14 protein-coding genes, 4 tRNA genes and 1 pseudogene are annotated in these 19,827 nt (G+C 58.5%); 6 read left to right on the top strand and 13 right to left on the bottom strand.

The window, feature by feature from the left end:
• Positions 1 to 13: 13 nt before the first annotated feature.
• Positions 14 to 1,765, top strand: a complete 1,752-nt coding sequence (locus HK44_RS06065) for a bifunctional diguanylate cyclase/phosphodiesterase (protein ID WP_019693063.1) — start codon at positions 14 to 16, stop codon at positions 1,763 to 1,765.
• A 71-nt stretch (positions 1,766 to 1,836) separates the two neighbouring features.
• Here the strand turns inward: HK44_RS06065 and HK44_RS30400 are convergent, their stop codons facing one another.
• The 7 genes and pseudogenes from HK44_RS30400 to HK44_RS06035 form a co-directional block, all read right to left on the bottom strand.
• Positions 1,837 to 2,235, bottom strand: coding sequence for a hypothetical protein (locus HK44_RS30400; RefSeq protein ID WP_019693064.1), 399 nt, complete (start codon positions 2,233 to 2,235; stop codon positions 1,837 to 1,839).
• A gap of 3 nt (positions 2,236 to 2,238) precedes the next feature.
• Positions 2,239 to 7,102 (bottom strand): annotated as a pseudogene (locus HK44_RS06060) (RHS repeat-associated core domain-containing protein).
• Positions 7,103 to 7,331: 229 nt separating this feature from the next.
• Positions 7,332 to 7,733 carry a hypothetical protein gene (locus HK44_RS06055; protein ID WP_019693065.1) on the bottom strand — a complete coding sequence of 134 codons (402 nt, stop codon included), beginning with the start codon at positions 7,731 to 7,733 and terminating at the stop codon, positions 7,332 to 7,334.
• The gene (locus tag HK44_RS06050; protein WP_019693066.1) at positions 7,734 to 8,105 is read right to left on the bottom strand and encodes a hypothetical protein; all 372 of its coding nucleotides are present in this window, start codon (positions 8,103 to 8,105) and stop codon (positions 7,734 to 7,736) included.
• Positions 8,102 to 8,443, bottom strand: coding sequence for a helix-turn-helix domain-containing protein (locus HK44_RS06045; RefSeq protein ID WP_019693067.1), 342 nt, complete (start codon positions 8,441 to 8,443; stop codon positions 8,102 to 8,104). The genes HK44_RS06050 and HK44_RS06045 overlap by 4 nt, the downstream gene beginning before the upstream one ends.
• Positions 8,444 to 8,559: 116 nt before the next feature.
• Positions 8,560 to 9,015 (bottom strand): YkvA family protein, encoded by a 456-nt coding sequence (locus HK44_RS06040; protein WP_019693068.1) that lies wholly within the window; start codon positions 9,013 to 9,015, stop codon positions 8,560 to 8,562.
• Between the two features lie 294 nt (positions 9,016 to 9,309).
• The gene (locus HK44_RS06035; protein ID WP_019693069.1) at positions 9,310 to 10,023 is read right to left on the bottom strand and encodes an FKBP-type peptidyl-prolyl cis-trans isomerase; all 714 of its coding nucleotides are present in this window, start codon (positions 10,021 to 10,023) and stop codon (positions 9,310 to 9,312) included.
• 270 nt (positions 10,024 to 10,293) lie between these two features.
• Between HK44_RS06035 and HK44_RS06030 the strand changes: the two genes are divergently transcribed.
• Together HK44_RS06030 and HK44_RS06025 are read left to right on the top strand one after the other, a co-directional pair.
• Positions 10,294 to 12,102 carry a c-type cytochrome gene (locus HK44_RS06030; protein WP_019693070.1) on the top strand — a complete coding sequence of 603 codons (1,809 nt, stop codon included), beginning with the start codon at positions 10,294 to 10,296 and terminating at the stop codon, positions 12,100 to 12,102.
• Positions 12,103 to 12,130: 28 nt separating this feature from the next.
• Positions 12,131 to 13,267: a catalase family protein gene (locus HK44_RS06025; protein WP_019693071.1), complete on the top strand. Its 1,137-nt coding sequence runs from the start codon at positions 12,131 to 12,133 to the stop codon at positions 13,265 to 13,267.
• Positions 13,268 to 13,405: 138 nt separating this feature from the next.
• On the opposite strand, the gene HK44_RS06020 is transcribed toward HK44_RS06025, so the two are convergent.
• The 4 genes from HK44_RS06020 to HK44_RS06005 form a co-directional block, all read right to left on the bottom strand.
• Positions 13,406 to 13,482 (bottom strand) — tRNA-Asp (locus tag HK44_RS06020).
• Between the two features lie 19 nt (positions 13,483 to 13,501).
• Positions 13,502 to 13,577 (bottom strand) — tRNA-Val (locus HK44_RS06015).
• 186 nt (positions 13,578 to 13,763) lie between these two features.
• Positions 13,764 to 13,840, bottom strand: a tRNA-Asp gene (locus tag HK44_RS06010).
• Positions 13,841 to 13,859: 19 nt separating this feature from the next.
• A tRNA-Val gene (locus tag HK44_RS06005) sits at positions 13,860 to 13,935 on the bottom strand.
• A 160-nt stretch (positions 13,936 to 14,095) separates the two neighbouring features.
• Here HK44_RS06005 and rdgC point away from each other — a divergent pair.
• The 3 genes from rdgC to sugE all read left to right on the top strand — a co-directional run bounded on the left by rdgC (position 14,096) and on the right by sugE (position 16,571).
• Positions 14,096 to 15,016, top strand: a complete 921-nt coding sequence (rdgC, locus tag HK44_RS06000; RefSeq protein ID WP_019693072.1) for a recombination-associated protein RdgC — start codon at positions 14,096 to 14,098, stop codon at positions 15,014 to 15,016.
• A 150-nt stretch (positions 15,017 to 15,166) separates the two neighbouring features.
• Entirely contained in the window at positions 15,167 to 16,132 is a 966-nt protein-coding gene (locus tag HK44_RS05995; protein WP_019693073.1) for a bile acid:sodium symporter family protein, read from the top strand.
• Between the two features lie 118 nt (positions 16,133 to 16,250).
• A complete protein-coding gene (gene sugE, locus HK44_RS05990) occupies positions 16,251 to 16,571 on the top strand; it encodes a quaternary ammonium compound efflux SMR transporter SugE (RefSeq protein WP_019693074.1) in 321 nt (106 codons plus the stop codon).
• Between the two features lie 91 nt (positions 16,572 to 16,662).
• Here the strand turns inward: sugE and HK44_RS05985 are convergent, their stop codons facing one another.
• Together HK44_RS05985 and HK44_RS05980 are read right to left on the bottom strand one after the other, a co-directional pair.
• Positions 16,663 to 18,537, bottom strand: coding sequence for an MFS transporter (locus tag HK44_RS05985; protein WP_019693075.1), 1,875 nt, complete (start codon positions 18,535 to 18,537; stop codon positions 16,663 to 16,665).
• Positions 18,538 to 18,621: 84 nt separating this feature from the next.
• A complete protein-coding gene (locus HK44_RS05980) occupies positions 18,622 to 19,773 on the bottom strand; it encodes a TDT family transporter (protein ID WP_019693076.1) in 1,152 nt (383 codons plus the stop codon).
• Between the last annotated feature and the right edge of the window lie 54 nt (positions 19,774 to 19,827).

Below are 19,827 nucleotides of genomic sequence, written 5' to 3'. Positions count from 1 at the left end.
GCCAGAGATCGCCATGACCACGACCGAACAGCTGAGTGCCTTGAGTTCAATCCTGGCTCAAAGTGGTTTGCACAGTCTGTTCCAGCCGATCGTTTCTCTGTCCGAACGACGCATCCTCGGTTATGAGGCCCTCAGTCGCGGCCCCTCCAACAGCCCTCTGCATTCACCCATCGCGTTGTTCGCCGTGGCCCGCCAGGCTGGCCGTCTCAGCGAACTGGAAATGGCCTGCCGACACAGCGCCTGTCGTCGCTTCAATGAACAACAGTTACCGGGCAAGCTCTTTCTCAACGTCTCTCCCGAATCGTTGCTCGAAGCCGGCCATCAACCCGGTAGAACCTTGCAAATGCTCCAGGACTTCGGCATTCCGCCAAGTCAGGTGGTGATCGAGCTGACCGAGCAAACCCCGACCGACGATTTTCAGTTGCTGCAAAACGCGCTGCATCACTACCGCGCCATGGGCTTCTCGATTGCACTGGATGACCTCGGGGCCGGGTATTCGAGCCTGCGACTCTGGTCAGAACTGCGTCCGGACTATGTGAAAATCGACCGGCATTTCATCGATGGCATTCATCAGGACGCGCTCAAGCGCGAATTCGTCGGCTCGATCCTGCAGATCGCCAAAGCTTCGCGGGCACAAGTCATTGCCGAAGGTATCGAACTGCCGGAAGAACTCGCGGTATTGACCGAGATGGGGGTCGACCTGGTGCAGGGCTATCTGTTGTGCCGTCCGCAAGAGCACCCGCCACGGGACGCCAGGACCATGATGCCCAAGCACGACAGCAGCGCAGTGGCGCTCAACGATGAAGGCAGTGACCTTAGCGCCCTGCTCAACGAACATCCGGCGGTGGACCGCGATACCCCTACCGCTGACGTACTGGAAGCCTTCCGCCGCCAGGCCAACCTGAACTCGCTGGCAGTGCTCGACGAACTCGGTCAGCCGTGTGGCATCGTCCACCGTCATTCGCTGTCCGATGCGCTGCTCAAGCCGTTTGCCACCGATCTGTTCGCGCGCAAGCCGATCAGCCGGCTGATGAGCGATGACTTCCTCGCCGTCGAGCTCAGCCAGTCGCTGCAACAGGTCAGCCGGCTGATCACCAGCCGCGCCCGGCAGCGCATCGAAGAGGACTTCATCATCACCCTCAACGGCGGCTATCTGGGCCTCGGTCGGGTAATCGACGTGCTGAAACTGATTACCGAACTGAAAATCCAGCAAGCCCGCTACGCCAACCCGCTGACCCTGTTGCCGGGCAACGTGCCGATCCAGCAATGCCTGACCCGACTGTTGCAACAGAGCCGCGAGTCGGTGATCTGCTACGTCGACATCGACAGTTTCAAGCCTTTCAACGATATCTATGGCTACGGCCGTGGAGACGAAGTCCTGCTGTGCCTGGCGCAATGCCTGAACGACCGCGTCGACCCCAGCCGCGACTTCGTCGGCCATATCGGCGGCGATGATTTTTTGCTGGTCCTCGGCCCGGAAGACTGGCGCAAACGCCTGAATCAACTGCTTGAGGACTTCCACAGCCAATGCCGACGCTTCTACCGCAGCGAACACCTGGATACCGGCTGCTTCATCGCGCCCAATCGTCAGGGCGTCCGCCAGGAATTTGCGCTGTTATCGCTGTCGATTGGCGTGGTGCATCTACACCCGCAGGCCTGTGGACAACTCGACGCCAGCCAACTCGCAGAAATGGCCTCACAGGCCAAGCATCATGCGAAGAATGTGCAGGGGGGGAGTATTCATGTGATTGATAGTTTGGGTTAGAGCGCTAGCCGAATAGCCTGTAGGGATTGTACTTTTAGGCTCTGTTTGAGGCTTTGCTTTCCCCCAACTAGCTATTCTTCCGAGACGTCTGATTCAACCCAACGCATATAGAAGTCTCTTTGCACATTTGGGTCGTTCGTCAAATTCTCCTCTTCATAATCGAATATATTCACCAAATCACTTCTCAAAGCATACCTCCCCATTGTGAGCTCATATGCCTTAACCCCAAGCGACATCTGAGAAGACATACTAGAAGGATGCACGTTTATTTTCGCGCCTTTACACAAAAACACCACATCTGGGTGTTCCTCCCTGACATGGCCGAAACACTCGTAAAAGTCCGTCCCAGAAAAAGTTTTGCTATATCCATCCGCCATTACAAATTTAATGGTCAACTTTTTCGAGTCACAGAATAGCTTAGCAAGCTCACGCCTTCCGCTGTTAATAACTACAATCTCCACACAGTCCACTCTCTACTCCTTGTTTGGATTCAAGATAGTGTAACGCCCGCTACGACCATCGGCACCAATAGGCGTAGCACCTAAAATATCCTTACTTTTAATACCACCTTGTATTGCTATCTCTCGTTCACTTGAAAACTTATATTTTTTCCCTAGCTCAATTTTAAGGTCTCTACCCGGAATCATCCGCATCGTGTACAAAAATCCACTTCTCATATTGTATTTTGTCGAAAAATCTATTCCTACTTCTCTAACGGGAGAGGTACTAACAAAATTGCTCGGAGGCTTGTTACTATCAAGCGAGTGAAGCAGTAAATCATTGCTATCACCCTTAGGTTTAAAACCTTGTTCAAAAATCTCATCGGGATGACGCCCATCCCCACGATATAAATATTTTTCTTCTGGATAGATGGGAAGTTTAGCCTCCCCCTCATCAACCCCCGCCTTCCCCGCCGGATTTTCCGCCTCACCCGGCTTCTTGCACTTACCTGCCCCCGGGCAGTCATTCAACCCCAACGGATCCACCCACCCCGTCGGATTCGGAGTGTACTGATAACCGTTTAACCCACCCGCCAGCTTGCTCGGATCCGGCGTCAGGTAGCGGCCAATATCCGGATTGTAGTAGCGATGCCGGTTGTAGTGCAGACCCGATTCAGCATCGAAATACTGCCCCTGAAACCGCAACGGCTGCTCAAGTTGTTCTTCGCCAAAGTGCTGGAGGCTGTCGAGTTTCCCATAGGCCTTGTAGGTCGCGGACCAGACGATTTCGCCGCTGTAGTCGGTGAGTTCCTGCGGGGGTGCCGAGGTGGTCGAGTTGGTAGTAGAACGGGCAAGCTTTGCGGGGACCGAAGCCGTCGAGCAGGGCCAGCGGGCGAAAGCTGCCGGGTTCGTAGACGTAGCTGCGGTGATGCTCGCGGCTGTGTTCGGCGATCAGTTGCTCGCCTTGCCAGAAAAACTCGGTGGTGTGGCCGTCGACGGTTTTGGCGATGCGCCGGCCAAAGGCGTCGTAGCGATAGGTCGCGCTGCTGCCATCGGGCAGTGTCATACCGATCAACCGGTGCTGACAGTCGTAGCGGTATTCGGTGACGAGTTTTTGTGCGGTGCCGCGACGTTCGCGGATCAGGTTGCCGAAGGCGTCGTAGTCGTAATGGCGATCGCCTTGCAGCAGCAGGCGGTTGCCTTTGATCGTCGCCAGCCCCGGACGATCCTGCATCTGCAGGTTGCCGGCAGGGTCATGGGCGAAGCTTTCCTGCTGTGGATCGCGAGAGTGGCGGACGCGAACCAGGCGGTTCAGCGCGTCGTAGTGATAGTTGCGCTGGCCGTGACAACTGTCGGCGATGAAATCGAGGTTGCCGTTGGCGCTGTAAGCGTAATCACGGCGATGGCGTGGCTGCTCAGCATGAGAGACCGTGTGGGCGTGCAATCGATCCTGCTCATCGTAGTGATACCGACTGAGCAACTGGCCTTGCTGGCGTTGCTGCTCGCGCCCCGCGTCAAAGACGTGCGTGGTCAGCCGCGTGCCGTTGAGGTCGATGGCGGTGAGCGCCCCGCCCTTGGCGTGGTGGTAGTCGAGGGTGCTGTTATCCGGCAGACGCAGTCGATTGAGCTGGCCGCAGGCGTCGTAGCCATAGCGCAAGGTGCCCCAGCCCTGGTGTTCGGTGATCAGCCGGTCCTGCTGGTCGTACTCGAACTCCAACGGGTGGTCGTAGCCATCATCGACGCTGACCAGACGACCAAGACCGTCGTAGCGATAGTCGACCTTCCGGCCATCGGGCAAGGTCTTGACCAGCAGGCGCCCCGCCGTATCGCGCTGGTACGCGCTAATCAGCCGCGAACCATCGTCGCCAAACTCGGTTTTCTCCAGCAGATGGCCGCTGAGGTCATAGCGATACGCGGTGCGCCGACCATCAAAGCCGGTTTCTTGCTCGATCAGCCCGTTGGGGCCGTACGCCAGCAGGTACTTTTCGCCCACCTCGTTTTCGATTTCGCTGAGCAACAGCCGTGCGTTGTCGTAGCGATAGTGCAACTGGCTGCCGTCGGCATTGATGCGACGGCTGACCAGGTGCAGGTCATCGGCGTATTCGTAGCGCGTGACCTGGCCCGACTCATCGCGTTCGGCGATGAGTTTGCCGTAGGCGTTGTAACTGAAGGCGCGGGTGATACCTCCGGGCAAGGTAGTCCGGATCAACCGGCCGAGAACGTCCCATTGATACTGGGTGACCGCACCGTGAGCATCCTGACGACGGCTTTGCCGGCCCAACGCGTCGTAAGCGAAACACCGCCGGCCACCGTCCGGCTGTTGCTCTTCGGTCAGTTGCCCAAGGTCGTTCCAGACAAGGAGGTGACAACTGTTATCCGGATAGCGGATCGACAGCAGTCGGCCCCGATCATCGTAGTGGTAATGGGTGATGTGCCCATCGGGGTCGACTTGTGCGGTGATATCGCCCTGGACGTTTCGCTGGTACTTCCAACGCGCCTTGCCCCGACGCATCATCCGAACGAAACCGTTGTGATACTCGTAGTAAGTCGGTTCGTCTTCTGGCGCAATGACCGCCAGCAACCGCCCGGCATCGTTATAGGCGTATTGGGTGACGCCGCCGAGAGGATCTTTCTCGGCCACCAACTGACCGTTATCGTCGTAAGCCTTCAGGTGTTCGGCACCGTCCGGCTCGACCTTGCGCACCAGCCGCGCCTGCGGGTCGTGGACGTAAACCTCTTGGCTGCCATCGGCGTTCTGCACCGTGACGCTGCCGTTATCGTCCCAGGCATAACGTGCGTCCATCTGCGCAAAACTCGCCCAGTGCCGCACGCATCGGGCGGCTTTGCCTTCGCGCTCCCACTCCCAGAAAAAACTTGCGCCGCCGGCCAGTTGCCGCTGGAGAATCACCGCCTGATTGTCGTAGTCGTAGCGCTCGCTTTCGCCCGCGGCGTTGACGACTTCGATCAGTCGATGACAGTCGTCATAGCGATAGGCAACCAGCGTTTGCTCGGTTTGCCAGGCTTCATCGGCACTCGCAGCCGCGCGATAGACTTGATAGTCGACGGCGATCAGATGTCGCCGGTCGTAACACAACAGCAAGGCGCGACCGGCGCCATTGTCCAGACGTTTGATCCGCGCCTGGCGATCGCGGGTGATGCGCAGGCGGTTGTTGTAAGGGTCGCTGATGGCCGTGAGATTACCGTCACGAAAATGGTAGAAACGCGTCGCCTCACCGGCCTGGGCGAGGATCAGCTCATCGGCGGCGTCGCCCAGATAAATCGCTGCACGGGACAAACTGTTGTGGATCGCCGGACGCTCGGCGCTGGGTCTGGGGAAGCGCGTGCGGCGGTTTTCCTGGTCGATCCAGACGACGTTATCGCCGTCGTTTTCCAGGCGGTGCGCCAGCGAATGGCTCCAGCCAAAGCCCAGTCCGCTATCGATTTCGACCGCGCTGGTGCGGTACAACCGGGTGAAGGCGAACGGCAGCAAGCCGTCGAGTTCGCCATCGGTGAGAGTCAGCAGTTCTTCACCAGTGACCATCGACACCGGGCAGTTGTGGGTGGCGGTTTTGTTCGCGGTGTCGGCGCTGGCGCCGTTGGGGTTTTTCGCCTGATCCGGGGCGTTGTCGTGATGCTCCTGCTTGCTCAGGCGGGTCCTGGGCCCAGACTTGTCGCGGGCGATGGCCGCAGGGTTTTTCACGTAAAGGGTCGGCGCTTCTGCGGGGGTAATCTTCAGCGGCCCTCGGGGTGTTGGCGCCAGCGACGCCTTCCGGGCACTCACCATCAGCGGCTTGAGCGCATCGGCGTGACTGCTGAAACGCTGATTGCTCGACACTTGCGCCAGCCGGATGCTCAAGGCTGCCAGCCACTGTCGAGCACGCTGCGACTTGATCTTCCCCAGTACTTTGGCGCCCACACCCGCCCCAACGCCCATCGGTCCGGTCACGCAAGCCAGCAGCAATCCGATCAACACGCCTGTACGAATTTCGGCCATTACTTCGGCTTCGTACTGCGGCGGCAGCATCCGCAACCAACTGGTGACGGCCGCCAGATAGATGAACAGCAACGGTTCATCGCTGAGCACCAGCAAGCCATTGGCAATCGCCTCTGTGGAAGCGTTGAGCAGGGTTTCGAGCTCGGCCTGGGTCAGGTATTCGAGGAGCTTTTCACTGTTGGCTTGCAGGTCGGCCAGCAAGTGATAGAGCTGCTGAACGTCATCCCAGAGGTCGAGCAAAGCGCTTTCAACACCCCGTTGATCAGCCTGCTGCAACGCGTTGTAGCGCTCGATAAAACCGCTTTGCGAAAAGCTTGCCCACAACGGTTGAAACTCGTTCGTCCACTCGCTTTGCAGCCAGTCCTCAAGCTCGGCAATGGTGGTTTGATAAGAGGCGTAGAGCGCCTTGACGTGGTCTTGAGAGACGTTGGGGTAAAAGGTGATTCGGTGACGCTGGCCACGCCAGCATTCGGGGACTTCGAGGATACCGCTGGGGCCGATCGTGGCATGGACCGGCTCGCCGACGACCTCATCCCCGCCCGGCCCATCGATCAATACTTCGAGCATCACCGGGGTATTGCCGATCGGCACGAAACGCGCCGCCTCGAACATGTGCACCAGGGTCAATGACCCGCCGGCCGGACAGGACGCAACGGTGGCGCTGATCGGTGTGGTCGAGTTTTTCGGGGCGCTGAGGCTGACGTCGTTGCCGACCTTGAACACCTGCTCGACATCCAGTGCTGCACCCGTCCAGAAACTTTCGGCCCAGGAATCGTAGTCGCTGAGGCAATGGTGAAAGTCATTGAGGACGGCCGCAATGTCCGGTTCTTTCGGGTTCAGCGCAGCGATGACCAGATGGCCAATGGCGGTGTTCAAGGCCAGCAGTTTTTTGGGATCGAGCATTCGCAATCTTCGCGCGGTCGCTGTGGGACGCGAGACTGTGCGGGGATTGCGCGGGGAATGAAGTCAGGACAAACGGAGGATGATGTAGGGTATTTCGCTAAAGCGGAGGAAATGGCTCAATCAAGCAGAACGGGCAATGCTTGATCGGCGAATACTTTACAAACGCCTGTAGGAAAGTGGCTTACCCGCGATTGCGGGCAAACCGGATCAACCCGTGTGAGAGTGGCCGTCAAGCATCACGTGACGCCAGTTCCTTGAGCTTGATCTCGGCCAGCGGATGTCCGGCCTTGGCCGCCATCTGCCACCAACGCGCCGCTTCGGCAGCGTCAGGGGCCTTGCCCGGGGTTCCGGCAAGACTGATCACGCCGACCTGATAGGCCGCTTTACCGTCCCCCGCCAATGCGGCGAGGCGCAACAAACGCAAGCCCTCTTCACGGGCACCGAGGCCTTGGCCACGGAACGTCAGGATGTGGCCATAGAAGCTTTGCGCACCGACATCACCAAGGTTCGCCATACGCGCGAACTGGCCTTCAAGCCAGCTCCAGCCGCGTGGCTGGCGGACAAACCATGACCAATGAAACAGCCTGCGTGCCAGCCAGTAACTGGCACGGGCCTTGAGTCGCCAGAGCATTCAGGCCTCCGCAGATTCGGGGTATTCGTACTCAAACACCCGCACCACTTCCGACGCATGCCAGGACGCAGCAGCCACGCCATCGGAAGGCCCTGAGAAACGCCCCAGCCGCTCGACGCATTCGAAAAACCCGGTGCGCGGCAGACGGCTAGCGCCCTGGCTGATAACCAGCGAACTGCGCAGCGGCTGCTCGGCCCGTGCATCCAGAGCCGCCAGGTGCTCAAGCGCGGCAGTCAGGGTTTGCATGGCCGGGCTTGGCAGCTGCAAACGCTCAAGCAAAGCGCGATAAGTCAAAAGATGACGCTGGCGGCGGGCCTGATCCAGTTCGCCGATTAAACCGTCCCAATGTTGACGACTGATGCGTACGCTCACGATTCATCCCTCCATCCCGGCACCGTCAATTCCCAGGCCAGGCTGCGGCGAATCGCTGCGTCAGGTTGACGCTCGCCACTTTCGATCAAGGCCAGGTAAGACGGGCTGATGCCCACCGTGCGGGCCAGCGCCTCAATGGCGATGCCCTTCCCTTCGCGCAAACTGCGTAGTTGATCCAGACCCGGAAGAACCTGGTCTGCTGCGGCCGCGTGACGGACTGTCGCTTCACGCGGTGGTTGTTCAGTGACGCCTGCTGCTTTCAATAACGCTTGATACTGAGCCCACGGCAGAACCGCGTATTCGGGTTCGCCATCACGTGCAATTATCTGAATATCCATGACTACCCCGTAGGACAACAACACTTAGCGAGTCGGCACTTTTCTTTAGAAGTGTAATCCTAACAGCCGCCAAGGTCGCGAGGGGGGTATCAATCTGTGGATGAACCTGATTCGACTCAGATTTTTTTCGGGCCTTGCAGTTGTAATTGCTCCGGCGTATCAGGCAAGCGCTCCACGGCCGCGAGCTTTTCTGGACTCTGACGGTCGCGCCAGGCACGGAAAGCGTTCAGTTCGTCATCGAGGGTTTTCATCACCCAGGCCAGCACGGCGATGTCATCGAGCATGCCAAATACCGGGATGAAATCAGGGATCGCGTCGAGCGGGCTGAGGAAGTACATCAGCCCCGCCACCACTATCAGCATCGATTTGCGACTGATGTTCCGATACTCGCCGCGCCAGTACGCCAGGCACAATGCCTGCAGCAATCGAAGGTCATCTTTGAGCTTGCCCAAACGGTTACCCTGGCTCGCCCCTTTTCTGGCTACGGCGAACAACAGGGCCGGTAATCGCCCACGACTGAGCAACCTTCCCGCCAAGGGCAGAAATCGAGCGAAATTCCAGGGTGCTTTCATCATCTCTCCCGTTGAAATGTTATCCACACAAGTTGTGGATAACCTTGTGAACAGAGCCGCTTTTCACGTCTGAAGGCCCCGTCTTACAAGGGCTCAGCTTAGATCGGGCGTTTTTTACTCACATAAAAAAACCCCAATATTTCATTGACTTGGCAACCTACTGCGTTTAGCTGCGGCCCCCTCAATGCTATGACTCCACTCCACCGCGTCCGTTCGCTTGAATTGTCGACCACTGAACGCCAGATGCAACAACGCCCCGCATGAACGGGGCGTTGTTTTTATAGCAGACGCTGATTACTTGGCGGCGTCTTGTTTTGCCGGATCTTTGATCGCCAGCAGTTCCAGGTCGAATACCAGCACCGAGTTGGCCGGGATTGCCGGGCTAGGGCTTTGTGCGCCGTAGGCCAGATCGCTAGGGATGTACAGTTTGTACTTCTCGCCGACGTGCATCAGTTGCAGACCTTCAACCCAACCCGGGATCACACCGCTAACCGGCAGATCAATCGGGCTGCCGCGCTCGACGGAGCTGTCGAAAACGGTGCCGTTGGTCAGCTTGCCAGTGTAGTGAACAGTCACTACGTCAGTCGGCTTGGGCTGTGGGCCATCGGCTTTCTTGACCACTTCGTACTGCAGACCCGAAGCAGTGGTAACGACACCCGGCTTCTTCGCGTTGTCTTCGAGGAATTTCTTGCCGGCAGCTGCCGACTCTTCGCTCATCTTGGCCAGACGCTCTTCAGCGCGCTTTTGCAGCGCAGCGAAAGCTTCGACCAGCTCGTCATCCTTCAGTTTCTGTTCTTTCTTGCCGACGGCATCTTCGATGCCTTGGGCTACGGCTTTGGAATCCAGATCATCCATGCCTTCCTGAGCCAGGCTCTTGCCCATGTTCAGGCCAATACCGTAGGAAGCTTTTTGCGCCGGGGTTTTCAGCTCAACGCTGGTCTGCGAGTCACAACCCGCGAGTACCAGGCTAACCAGGGCCACCGCCGCCGCCAACCGATGCTGTTTCATGCTATTTCCTTGTTCATGCGCCTAAAGGGCAATCGAATAAAGCCGCGAGCTTATCAGGCCGCCACGACCAATGGCTACCGGCATGAGAGCAGGAAAGCTCCGATAAGTTCAGGCCTTTTAACGCATTTTGCGAGCAGTGGTCATGAAGCTTCTGTCAGCTTCTTCTCAGTGCAATAAACGCCGGTTCCTACAGCACCTGGCGTAATGGCCACTTGCCGCATTCCCGAGGCTAAGGCATAACAAGGCCATAAATCGACAAGGATGTTTAACGTGCGCCTCTTGATCCGTGTGCTGTTGCTGATAATCACCCTGCTGACAGTCGCTCTGGCGGTGGTCCTGTATTACGTCGCCAACCCGAAACTGCCAGCCTATACGCCAGTCCAGCAGGTGAATTACCTCGAGCAGTGGAACGCCGCCGACCGCCAGACCTACTACTTCACGCCGCAGGGTACGCAGGTCAAAGGCCTGCGCTACAACTGGTTCACAGCACTTGAACTGCCGTTCTCGGAACAACGCTTTGCCGCGCCCGAGTACCTGGCACGTTTTGGCTTTCTGGTGGATCCCGCCCAGAAAGCCACCCCTTATAACCCAGGCAACCTGCCCGTCGGCTTCGCCCGCCATCAGAACCCAGGCAGTAAAGAAGAGTTTCTGGATGTTACCTGCGCCGCCTGCCACACCGGCGAGCTGCGCTTTAAAGGCCAGGCAGTACGCATCGACGGCGGCTCGGCACAGCACGTATTACCTTCCAGCGTTCCCACTCTGCGCGGCGGCAGTTTCGGTCAGGCATTGGTCGCAAGCCTCGCCTCGACCTACTACAACCCCTGGAAATTCGAACGCTTCGCACACAATGTGCTGGGTCAGGACTATGACGCCCAGCACTCACAACTGCGCCAGGACTTCAAAACGTCGCTGGATACCTTCCTGCGCGCTGCCTGGAATGACACCCACCGCGGCCTCTACCCTACCGAAGAGGGCCCAGGCCGTACCGACGCTTTCGGCCGTATCGCCAATGCCAGTTTCGGCGACGCCATTTCGCCGAACAACTATCGAGTGGCCAATGCGCCCGTGGACTACCCGCAGCTATGGGATATCTGGACCTTCGATTGGGTGCAATGGAACGGCTCAGCCCAGCAACCCATGGCGCGCAACATCGGCGAAGCCCTGGGTGTCGGCGCGACGCTGAACTTCTTCGATGCCGCCGGCCAGCCGCTCAAGAGCGATGATCGCTACCCTTCCAGCGTGCGAGTACGTGACCTGCAACTGATCGAAGAAACCCTTAAGCGACTCAAACCTCCAGCCTGGCCCGAAGCATTGCTCGGCAGCATCGACAAACCACTGGCCGCCAAGGGCCGCACGCTGTTCGCCGAAAATTGCGCCGGTTGCCATGTACCGAACGTGACAGTGACCAATGGTCGGCCCGAGCAGAAACTGAAAATGTTGCCGGTGGACGTCATTGGTACCGACCCGGGGGCCGCCAACAACATCGCCGACCACCGTTTCGACCTGAGCCCGCTCAAATGGGACGTGGCCGAACTGGCGAAACTGGACGTCAAGCTGCACCCGACGCCTGCCGAACCACTGAACCTGAGCAAACTCTCGGTTGCCAAAGGACTGGCCTACGTAACGGCCTTCGTCGAGAACCGTGCTTACCGTGATGCCAACGTCACGCCTGAAGAGCGCCCCGCCATGGATGGATTCGGCCTTCCGATTGGCGTTCGTGAACTGCGCGCGTACAAGGCCCGACCGCTGGAGGGCGTTTGGGCGACACCACCGTTTCTGCATAACGGTTCAGTACCAAACATCTACCAACTGCTCTCGCCGCAGGATGAGCGCGCAACCACCTTCTATAGAGGCACGTTCGAATACGACCCACAGCACCTGGGTTATCGCCCCGAAGCCTTCAGCAACGGTTTTGAGTTCGACACGCGAATCACCGGCAACCACAACAGTGGTCACGAATTTCGTGCAGGCGAACGAGGCAATGGGGTCATCGGCCGCCTGCTGCAACCCCAAGAGCGCTGGGCACTCCTGGAATACCTGAAGGTGCTCGGCGGCCCTTTGGAATCGCAACTACCATGACCATCACCTCTGCCCAAAGGACTCGTGCATGTTGATCACGCTTTGGCTGCGCGTCGGCGTATTGCTCGGCAAGACCCTGCTGGTCCTGTTGGGTCTCGGCTTGCTGAGCTGGGCGGTGGCGACAGCCTGGTTCGCCTGGCATCACAGCGGCCCGGTCTCGGCCAAAGAACAGATTCCGGCGGGTGAAGCGGCAATGACGCGGGACATCATCCAGACCGCCGTGCGCATCGTCGACCAGCACCGCGAAAATACTCGCTTCCTGCGCGATGCCCACGCCAAGGCGCATGGCTGTGTAAAGGCCGAGGTTCAAGTGTTGGCCGACCTGGCGCCTGAACTGCGCCAAGGTGTCTTTAGCGAAGCCGGCAAGACCTGGCAAGCCCTCTTGCGACTGTCCAACGGTAACGCCTATCCGCAATTCGACAGCGTCCGCGATGCCCGAGGCCTGGCGATCAAATTGCTTGATGTGCCGGGAACACAGCTACTCAAGGATCAGCAGGGCCGCGGCGAGCAGGACTTCGTGATGTTCAGCCATCCGAACTTCTTTGTCAGCAATGTCGCCGAGTACCGTCAGAACGTCGCAGCCCAGGCCGATGGCAAGCAGGTCATGGCGTTCTTTCCGAGTTGGGATCCGCGCAGCTGGCAGGTTCGCCACCTGTTCATTGCATTGGCGACCCTGGCACCCGCACCAGCCAGCCCGACCCAGACCACTTATTTTTCCGTCTCGCCGTATAAATTCGGTACGGCCAATGCCAAGTTTCGCGTCGCGCCAGACCCTGACAGCTGCCCCGGCTACACCCTGCCTGCACAGAATCAAGCGTTGCCAAACTTTTTGCGTAGCGCACTGAATCAACAACTGTCGACGGATCGGGTACCCGCGTGTTTTGTCTTGCAGATCCAGCGCCAGGACCCGACCAGGTACATGCCTATCGAGGACACCAGCATCGAATGGCGCGAAAGCGATGCGCCGTTCGAGACCGTGGCGCGGATCCGGATCCCCGCCCAGGACTTCGACACGCCGGCGCTGAACCTGGAATGCGATAACCAGTCCTTCAACCCCTGGTTTGGCCTGGAAGCTCATCGCCCTATTGGCGGTATCAATCGGCTACGCAAAGCAGTGTACGAAGCGGTCAGTGATTACCGGCACGCGCGCAATGCCGAGCAGTAACCCATAAACGAAAAAAAGCGACCCAAGGGTCGCTTTTCTATCGGGGCCATGACTTGATAAAACCCCAGACAGCAAAAAGCCCGCATTAAGCGGGCTTTCTGTGGTGACCTGGCGTTCAGTGTTCCAGGTTACCGAATATGGCGCAGCGGACGGGACTCGAACCCGCGACCCCCGGCGTGACAGGCCGGTATTCTAACCGACTGAACTACCGCTGCGCGTAGCGTTGAAAGTAAGTGGTGGGTGATGACGGGATCGAACCGCCGACATTCTGCTTGTAAGGCAGACGCTCTCCCAGCTGAGCTAATCACCCTTTACCTTCGTTGCGAGGCGCATTGTGCCACAAAAATTCATAACGTGCTGATTTAATTAAGAAATTTATTAAAAAAGCTGAATTTCAATGAAACAGTGCACATCGCATGGAACTCTTACAGCAAAAAGCCCGCGTTAGCGGGCTTTCTGTGGTTACCTGGCGTTCAGCGTTCCAGGTTACCGAATATGGCGCAGCGGACGGGACTCGAACCCGCGACCCCCGGCGTGACAGGCCGGTATTCTAACCGACTGAACTACCGCTGCGCGTAACACTGAATGCGAATGGTGGGTGATGACGGGATCGAACCGCCGACATTCTGCTTGTAAGGCAGACGCTCTCCCAGCTGAGCTAATCACCCTTCACGTTCGGTGTGGCGCGCATTCTACGGAGCAGCCCCACCTCTGGCAAGCACTTTTTAAAATAATTTTTTCAGGCCTTCCAAAGGCTTAGCTGAGGGTTGGCCTATGACGCTGCGCGGAGAATAATGCCCCCCTTTGTATAAAGGAGAGACTCACCCCATGTGGTTCAAAAACCTGCTTATCTATCGCCTGACCCAAGATCTGCCTGTCGATGCTGAGGCGTTGGAAACTGCACTGGCCACCAAACTGGCGCGTCCATGTGCAAGCCAGGAGTTGACCACCTATGGCTTCGTCGCGCCGTTTGGCAAAGGCGAAGACGCACCTTTGGTGCATGTCAGCGGAGACTTCCTGCTGATCGCCGCACGCAAGGAAGAACGCATTCTGCCGGGCAGCGTCGTACGCGACGCGGTCAAGGAAAAGGTCGAAGAGATCGAAGCCGAGCAAATGCGCAAGGTCTATAAGAAGGAGCGTGATCAGATCAAGGATGAAATCATCCAGGCGTTCCTGCCGCGCGCCTTTATCCGTCGCTCGTCGACCTTTGCCGCCATCGCACCGAAACAGGGGCTGATCCTGGTCAACTCCGCCAGCCCGAAACGCGCCGAAGACCTGCTTTCCACGCTGCGTGAAGTGATCGGCACGCTGCCGGTACGTCCGCTGACTGTAAAAATGTCCCCGACCGCTACCATGACTGAGTGGGTCACCACCCAGAAAGCCGCCGACGACTTCTTCGTACTGGATGAGTGCGAACTGCGCGATACCCACGAAGACGGCGGCATCGTCCGTTGCAAGCGTCAGGACCTGACCAGCGAAGAAATCCAGTTGCACCTGAGCACCGGTAAAGTGGTCACTCAGCTGTCCCTGGCCTGGCAAGACAAACTGTCTTTCGTCCTCGACGACAAGATGGTGGTCAAGCGCCTGAAGTTCGAAGACCTGCTGCAGGATCAGGCAGAACAGGACGGTGGCGATGAAGCCCTCGGCCAACTGGACGCCAGCTTCACGTTGATGATGATGACCTTCGGCGAATTCCTCCCGGCGCTGGTTGAGGCGCTGGGCGGCGAAGAGACTCCGCAAGGAATCTAAAGAAAAGGCGAATAGTTGCCCCTGTGGGAGCGAGCCTGCTCGCGATTGCGGAGTTTCAGTCAACATCATTGTTGAATGTCAGTCCCTCATCGCGAGCAAGCTCGCTCCCACACTTGTTTTGTGGTGCTACTTAATAATAAGGAACAGGTCATGCGTGCACTGGCAGCACTGAGCCGCGTTGTCGGCAACACTTTCGCTTACTGGGTGTTGATCTTCGCCGTGGCGGCCTTCCTGCAACCGGCGTGGTTCACCGGTTTAAAAGGTGCGATCGTACCGTTGCTGGGGCTGGTGATGTTCGGCATGGGCCTGACCCTCAAACTTGAAGACTTCGCTGAAGTGGCCCGCCATCCGTGGCGCGTGGCACTGGGCGTGGTCGCACATTTCGTGATCATGCCCGGCGTGGCATGGTTGCTCTGCCAGGCGTTTCACTTGCCACCGGAAATCGCCGTCGGGGTGATTCTGGTCGGTTGCTGCCCAAGCGGCACCTCGTCGAACGTGATGACCTGGCTGGCCCGCGGTGACCTGGCACTGTCGGTAGCGATTGCCGCCGTCACCACCCTGCTCGCTCCGGTGCTGACGCCGGCCCTGATCTGGTTACTGGCCTCGGCCTGGCTGCCGGTATCGTTCATGGAACTGTTCTGGTCGATCCTGCAAGTGGTGTTGCTGCCGATCGTGCTCGGCGTGATCGCCCAGCGCCTGCTGGGAGATCGGGTGCGCCACGCAGTAGAGGTCCTGCCGCTGGTTTCGGTGGTGAGCATCGTGATCATCGTCGCTGCCGTTGTCGCAGCGAGTCAGGCCAAGATTGCCGAGTCCGGCCTGCTGATCATGGCCGTGGTGATGCTGCATAACAGCTTTGGTTTCCTGCTGGGTTACTTCACCGGACGCGTGTTCAAACTGCCGCTGGCGCAACGCAAATCCCTGGCCCTGGAAGTCGGCATGCAGAACTCAGGGCTGGGCGCGGCGCTGGCCAGTGCCCACTTCTCGCCACTGGCGGCAGTGCCGAGCGCACTGTTCAGTGTCTGGCACAATATTTCCGGCGCGCTGCTCTCGACGTATTTCCGTCGGATGAGCGAGAAACAGGACCGCGAACTGGCCGCCCAACAAGCAACCGACTGACCCTTGAACTTGATCCCCAGGTTAATGGTGGGCATTATACTGCGCATCGCGAGGACGACCTTGCGGCTCGATCGAGTTATTCATCTGGGGACGACCCCGTCAATCGATGGAGGTCTTTATGTCCTGGATCATTCTGTTTTTCGCCGGCCTGTTTGAAGTCGGCTGGGCCGTTGGCCTGAAATACACCGACGGCTTCAGCCGCCCTCTTCCCACCGTCCTGACTGTCGGCGCCATGCTGATCAGCCTGGGTCTGCTGGGCTTGGCCATGAAGGATCTGCCGTTGGGCACTGCCTACGCCATCTGGACTGGCGTCGGCGCCGTGGGCACGGTTATCGCCGGGATTATCCTGTTTGGTGAATCCATGGCGCTGTTCCGCCTGGCCAGCGTCGCGCTGATCATCGCCGGGTTGGTTGGGCTCAAAGTCAGCGCCCAGGCCTAGATCGCCATCGCGGGCAAGCCTTGCTCCTACAGAGGTACTAGATATCTGTAGGAGCAAAGCTTGCTCGCGATGAGGCCGGCCAAAACACCCACTATCTAACGGTGCCACGTAACTCGCCGACCAGCGCTTGCAACTGCGCAGGCTGCGCGACTTCTACCGCCACCGCCGGCCCGGCCACCACAGTCACCCGTGACCAGAGCCGGTGGAACAAACCCTTGTTCGGATCGCGACTGAAAAAGCTGCCCCACAACCCTTGCAAGGCCAAAGGAATCACCGGCACCGGTGTCTCTTCCAGTATCCGCGTCAGCCCGCCCTTGAACTCATTGATCTCGCCATCGGCGGTCAACTTGCCTTCCGGAAATATGCACACCAGCTCACCATCCTTCAGGTACTGGGCGATTCGCTTGAAGGCCTTTTCGTAAATCTGGATGTCTTCCTGGCGCCCGGCAATCGGAATGGTCCCTGCAGTACGGAAGATGAAGTTCAGCACCGGCAAGTTGTAGATCTTGTAATACATCACAAAGCGAATCGGCCGACGCACTGCGCCACCAATCAGCAAGGCATCGACGAACGACACGTGGTTGCAGACCAGCAACGCCGCGCCTTCATCGGGAATCAGCTCAAGGTTGCGGTGCTGCACACGGTACATGGAATGGCTGAGCAGCCAGATCATGAAGCGCATGCTGAACTCGGGAACGATGCTGAAGATGTAGGCGTTTACCCCGATGTTCAGCACCGACACCACCAGAAACAGCTGGGGAATCGACAGCTTGGCGAAGCTCAGCAGCACAATCGAGACAATCGCCGAAACCACCATGAACAGTGCATTGAGGATGTTGTTGGCCGCGATCACCCGCGCCCGCTCGTTTTCGGCAGTGCGCGACTGAATCAACGCGTACAACGGCACGATGTAGAAACCACCGAAAACCCCCAGCCCGAGAATATCGAACAGCACCCACCACGTATCACCGAAGCCGAGCACTTCGATCCAGCCATGACCTTGAAGGCTTTGCGGGATCCCCCCGGAGCTCCACCAGAGCAGCAAGCCAAACACTGTCAGTCCAAAGGAGCCAAACGGCACCAGACCGATCTCGACTTTGCGCCCGGAGAGCTTCTCGCAGAGCATCGAACCCAGCGCGATACCGACCGAGAACACCGTCAGAATCAGCGTCACCACGGTCTCGTCGCCGTGCATCCACTCTTTGGCGTAGGCCGGGATTTGCGTCAGGTAAATCGCCCCGACAAACCAGAACCATGAGTTGCCGACAATCGAGCGCGATACCGCAGGTGTTTGCCCCAGTCCCAGGCGCAGAGTCGCCCAGGACTGGCTGAAAATATTCCAGTTCAGCCGTAGCTCAGGGGTCGACGCCGCAGCGCGCGGAATGCCGCGGCTGGCCAGATAGCCCAGCACCGCGACACCGATGATCGCCGTGGAGACGATCGGTGCGTAGTGACTGGACGACATCATGATCCCGGCGCCGATGGTCCCGGCCAGAATCGCCAGGAAGGTGCCCATTTCCACCAGACCGTTACCGCCCACCAGCTCTTCTTCATGCAGGGCCTGCGGCAGGATCGAGTACTTCACCGGGCCGAACAGCGCCGAGTGAGTCCCCATGGCGAACAGCGCCACCAGCATCAGCGACAGATGATCGAACAGGAACCCGACTGCACCGACCGCCATGATCGCGATTTCACCGAGCTTGATCAGACGAATCAGCGCGTCCTTGGCGAACTTTTCCCCGAACTGCCCGGCCAGCGCCGAGAACAGAAAAAACGGCAGGATGAACAGCAGCGCACACAGATTGACCCAGATCGAACGGTCACCCTCGATGCTCAGCTTGTACAAAATGGCAAGAATCAACGACTGCTTGAAAATGTTGTCGTTGAATGCCCCGAGGGACTGCGTAACAAAAAACGGCAGAAACCGCCGCTTGCAAAGCAAGGTGAACTGCGAAGGGTGGCTCATCTTCCATGTCCCTGTGTGGCTTGGATGCTCTTATTGGAATGTCGTACAGCGATCCAGGCCACAACCTTACCTAAACTTTGCGGATTATTTCGCTAATCCGGCAATGCACGGCGAAACAAACAACTCACCGCGCCAGGCGCCTTGAACGGTGCGCTTGGAGACGATCAACCACATGATCGCCAACGCGACCACCAAGACACTGCCAAAGAGGCTGAAAAAAGTCAGGTTCAAGGTGCTTGCCAGCTTCAGCGTGGCCAGCGAGTAGACACCCAGCGGGAAGGTAAAACCCCACCAGCCGAGGTTGAAGGGAATCCCGCCACGCAGGTAACGCAAGGTGATCAGCACCGCCATCAACATCCACCACAAGCCGAATCCCCATAGCGTGATGCCGGCGACCAGGCCCAGTCCGGCGGCAATTTCACCGATACCCGGTAAGCCGTTGGCGGCGAAAATCGCCGGCGCATCACTGCCCAGCAACAACATGCCCAACGCCCCGGTGCCGATCGGCCCCAGCGCCAGCCAGCTCGACGCGGCCATGTTTTCGTGGGGCAATTTGTGCAAGGCCATGCGCAGCAGCAGGATGGTCAGGATGCTGAACGCCACCGGCAGCGAGAACGCCCACAGCACGTAGCTGGTCACCAGTACCACCAGTTGCGAGTGAGCGTCAGCCAGATGCGGTGCAAGCAAACCACCGCTGGCCGCCGCGACTTCCGCAGCCACCACCGGCAGCAGCCAGACAGCGGTCATCTGGTCGATGCTGTGTTCCTGGCGAGTGAACATCATGTACGGGATCAAGATGCCGCAGGCCAGCGACATGGCGACATCTATCCACCACAGCACCTCGGCCAGGTGCACAACGCCCTCGCCCCAACGCGGCAGGCCGAACAGCAGGAAGCCATTGATGATGGTCGCCAGGCCCATGGGAATGGTGCCGAAAAACATCGAAACCGTGGAGTGGCCAAAAATCCGTCGCGCCTCATCGAAGAACAACGCCCAGCGCGCGGCGTACAATCCGCTGAACAGCAAAAACAGGAAAATATTAAACATCCACAGGCCTTCAGCGAAGGCATGCAGACCGGCAATCGACACCGGCAATTGGGCGAGCGCCAGGGCCAGGACCCCGGTGCCCATGGTCGCGGCAAACCAGTTCGGGGTGAACTGACGAATCGCTTCGCGCGGGTGCTGCAAATGGCTCAAAGGCCGATTAGCGGTTTTGTTGCTGTTGGGGCATTGCATCGTGAACTCCTGTCCTCGGGTGAGGTAGAGCTCATGGTAGAACCAAATAGAATA

The sequence above is a fragment of the Pseudomonas fluorescens HK44 genome, from assembly GCF_000217955.3.
In the GTDB taxonomy this organism is placed as follows: Bacteria; Pseudomonadota; Gammaproteobacteria; order Pseudomonadales; family Pseudomonadaceae; genus Aquipseudomonas; species Aquipseudomonas fluorescens_AQ.
The sequence above is the reverse complement of the archived record's forward strand: the minus strand, read 5'-3'. Positions and strand labels throughout refer to the sequence as shown.

What these genes read in the sequence shown, in the direction of transcription:
- HK44_RS06055 (WP_019693065.1), bottom strand. Translation starts at nt 7,733, where the DNA reads ATGCTCTGGCGACTCAAGGCCCGTGCCAGTTACTGGCTGGCACGCAGG.
- HK44_RS05985 (WP_019693075.1), bottom strand. Translation starts at nt 18,537, where the DNA reads ATGAGCCACCCTTCGCAGTTCACCTTGCTTTGCAAGCGGCGGTTTCTG.
- HK44_RS06040 (WP_019693068.1), bottom strand. Translation starts at nt 9,015, where the DNA reads ATGAAAGCACCCTGGAATTTCGCTCGATTTCTGCCCTTGGCGGGAAGG.
- HK44_RS06065 (WP_019693063.1), top strand. Translation starts at nt 14, where the DNA reads ATGACCACGACCGAACAGCTGAGTGCCTTGAGTTCAATCCTGGCTCAA.
- rdgC (WP_019693072.1), top strand. Translation starts at nt 14,096, where the DNA reads ATGTGGTTCAAAAACCTGCTTATCTATCGCCTGACCCAAGATCTGCCT.
- HK44_RS06035 (WP_019693069.1), bottom strand. Translation starts at nt 10,023, where the DNA reads ATGAAACAGCATCGGTTGGCGGCGGCGGTGGCCCTGGTTAGCCTGGTA.
- sugE (WP_019693074.1), top strand. Translation starts at nt 16,251, where the DNA reads ATGTCCTGGATCATTCTGTTTTTCGCCGGCCTGTTTGAAGTCGGCTGG.
- HK44_RS05980 (WP_019693076.1), bottom strand. Translation starts at nt 19,773, where the DNA reads ATGCAATGCCCCAACAGCAACAAAACCGCTAATCGGCCTTTGAGCCAT.
- HK44_RS06025 (WP_019693071.1), top strand. Translation starts at nt 12,131, where the DNA reads ATGTTGATCACGCTTTGGCTGCGCGTCGGCGTATTGCTCGGCAAGACC.
- HK44_RS05995 (WP_019693073.1), top strand. Translation starts at nt 15,167, where the DNA reads ATGCGTGCACTGGCAGCACTGAGCCGCGTTGTCGGCAACACTTTCGCT.
- HK44_RS06045 (WP_019693067.1), bottom strand. Translation starts at nt 8,443, where the DNA reads ATGGATATTCAGATAATTGCACGTGATGGCGAACCCGAATACGCGGTT.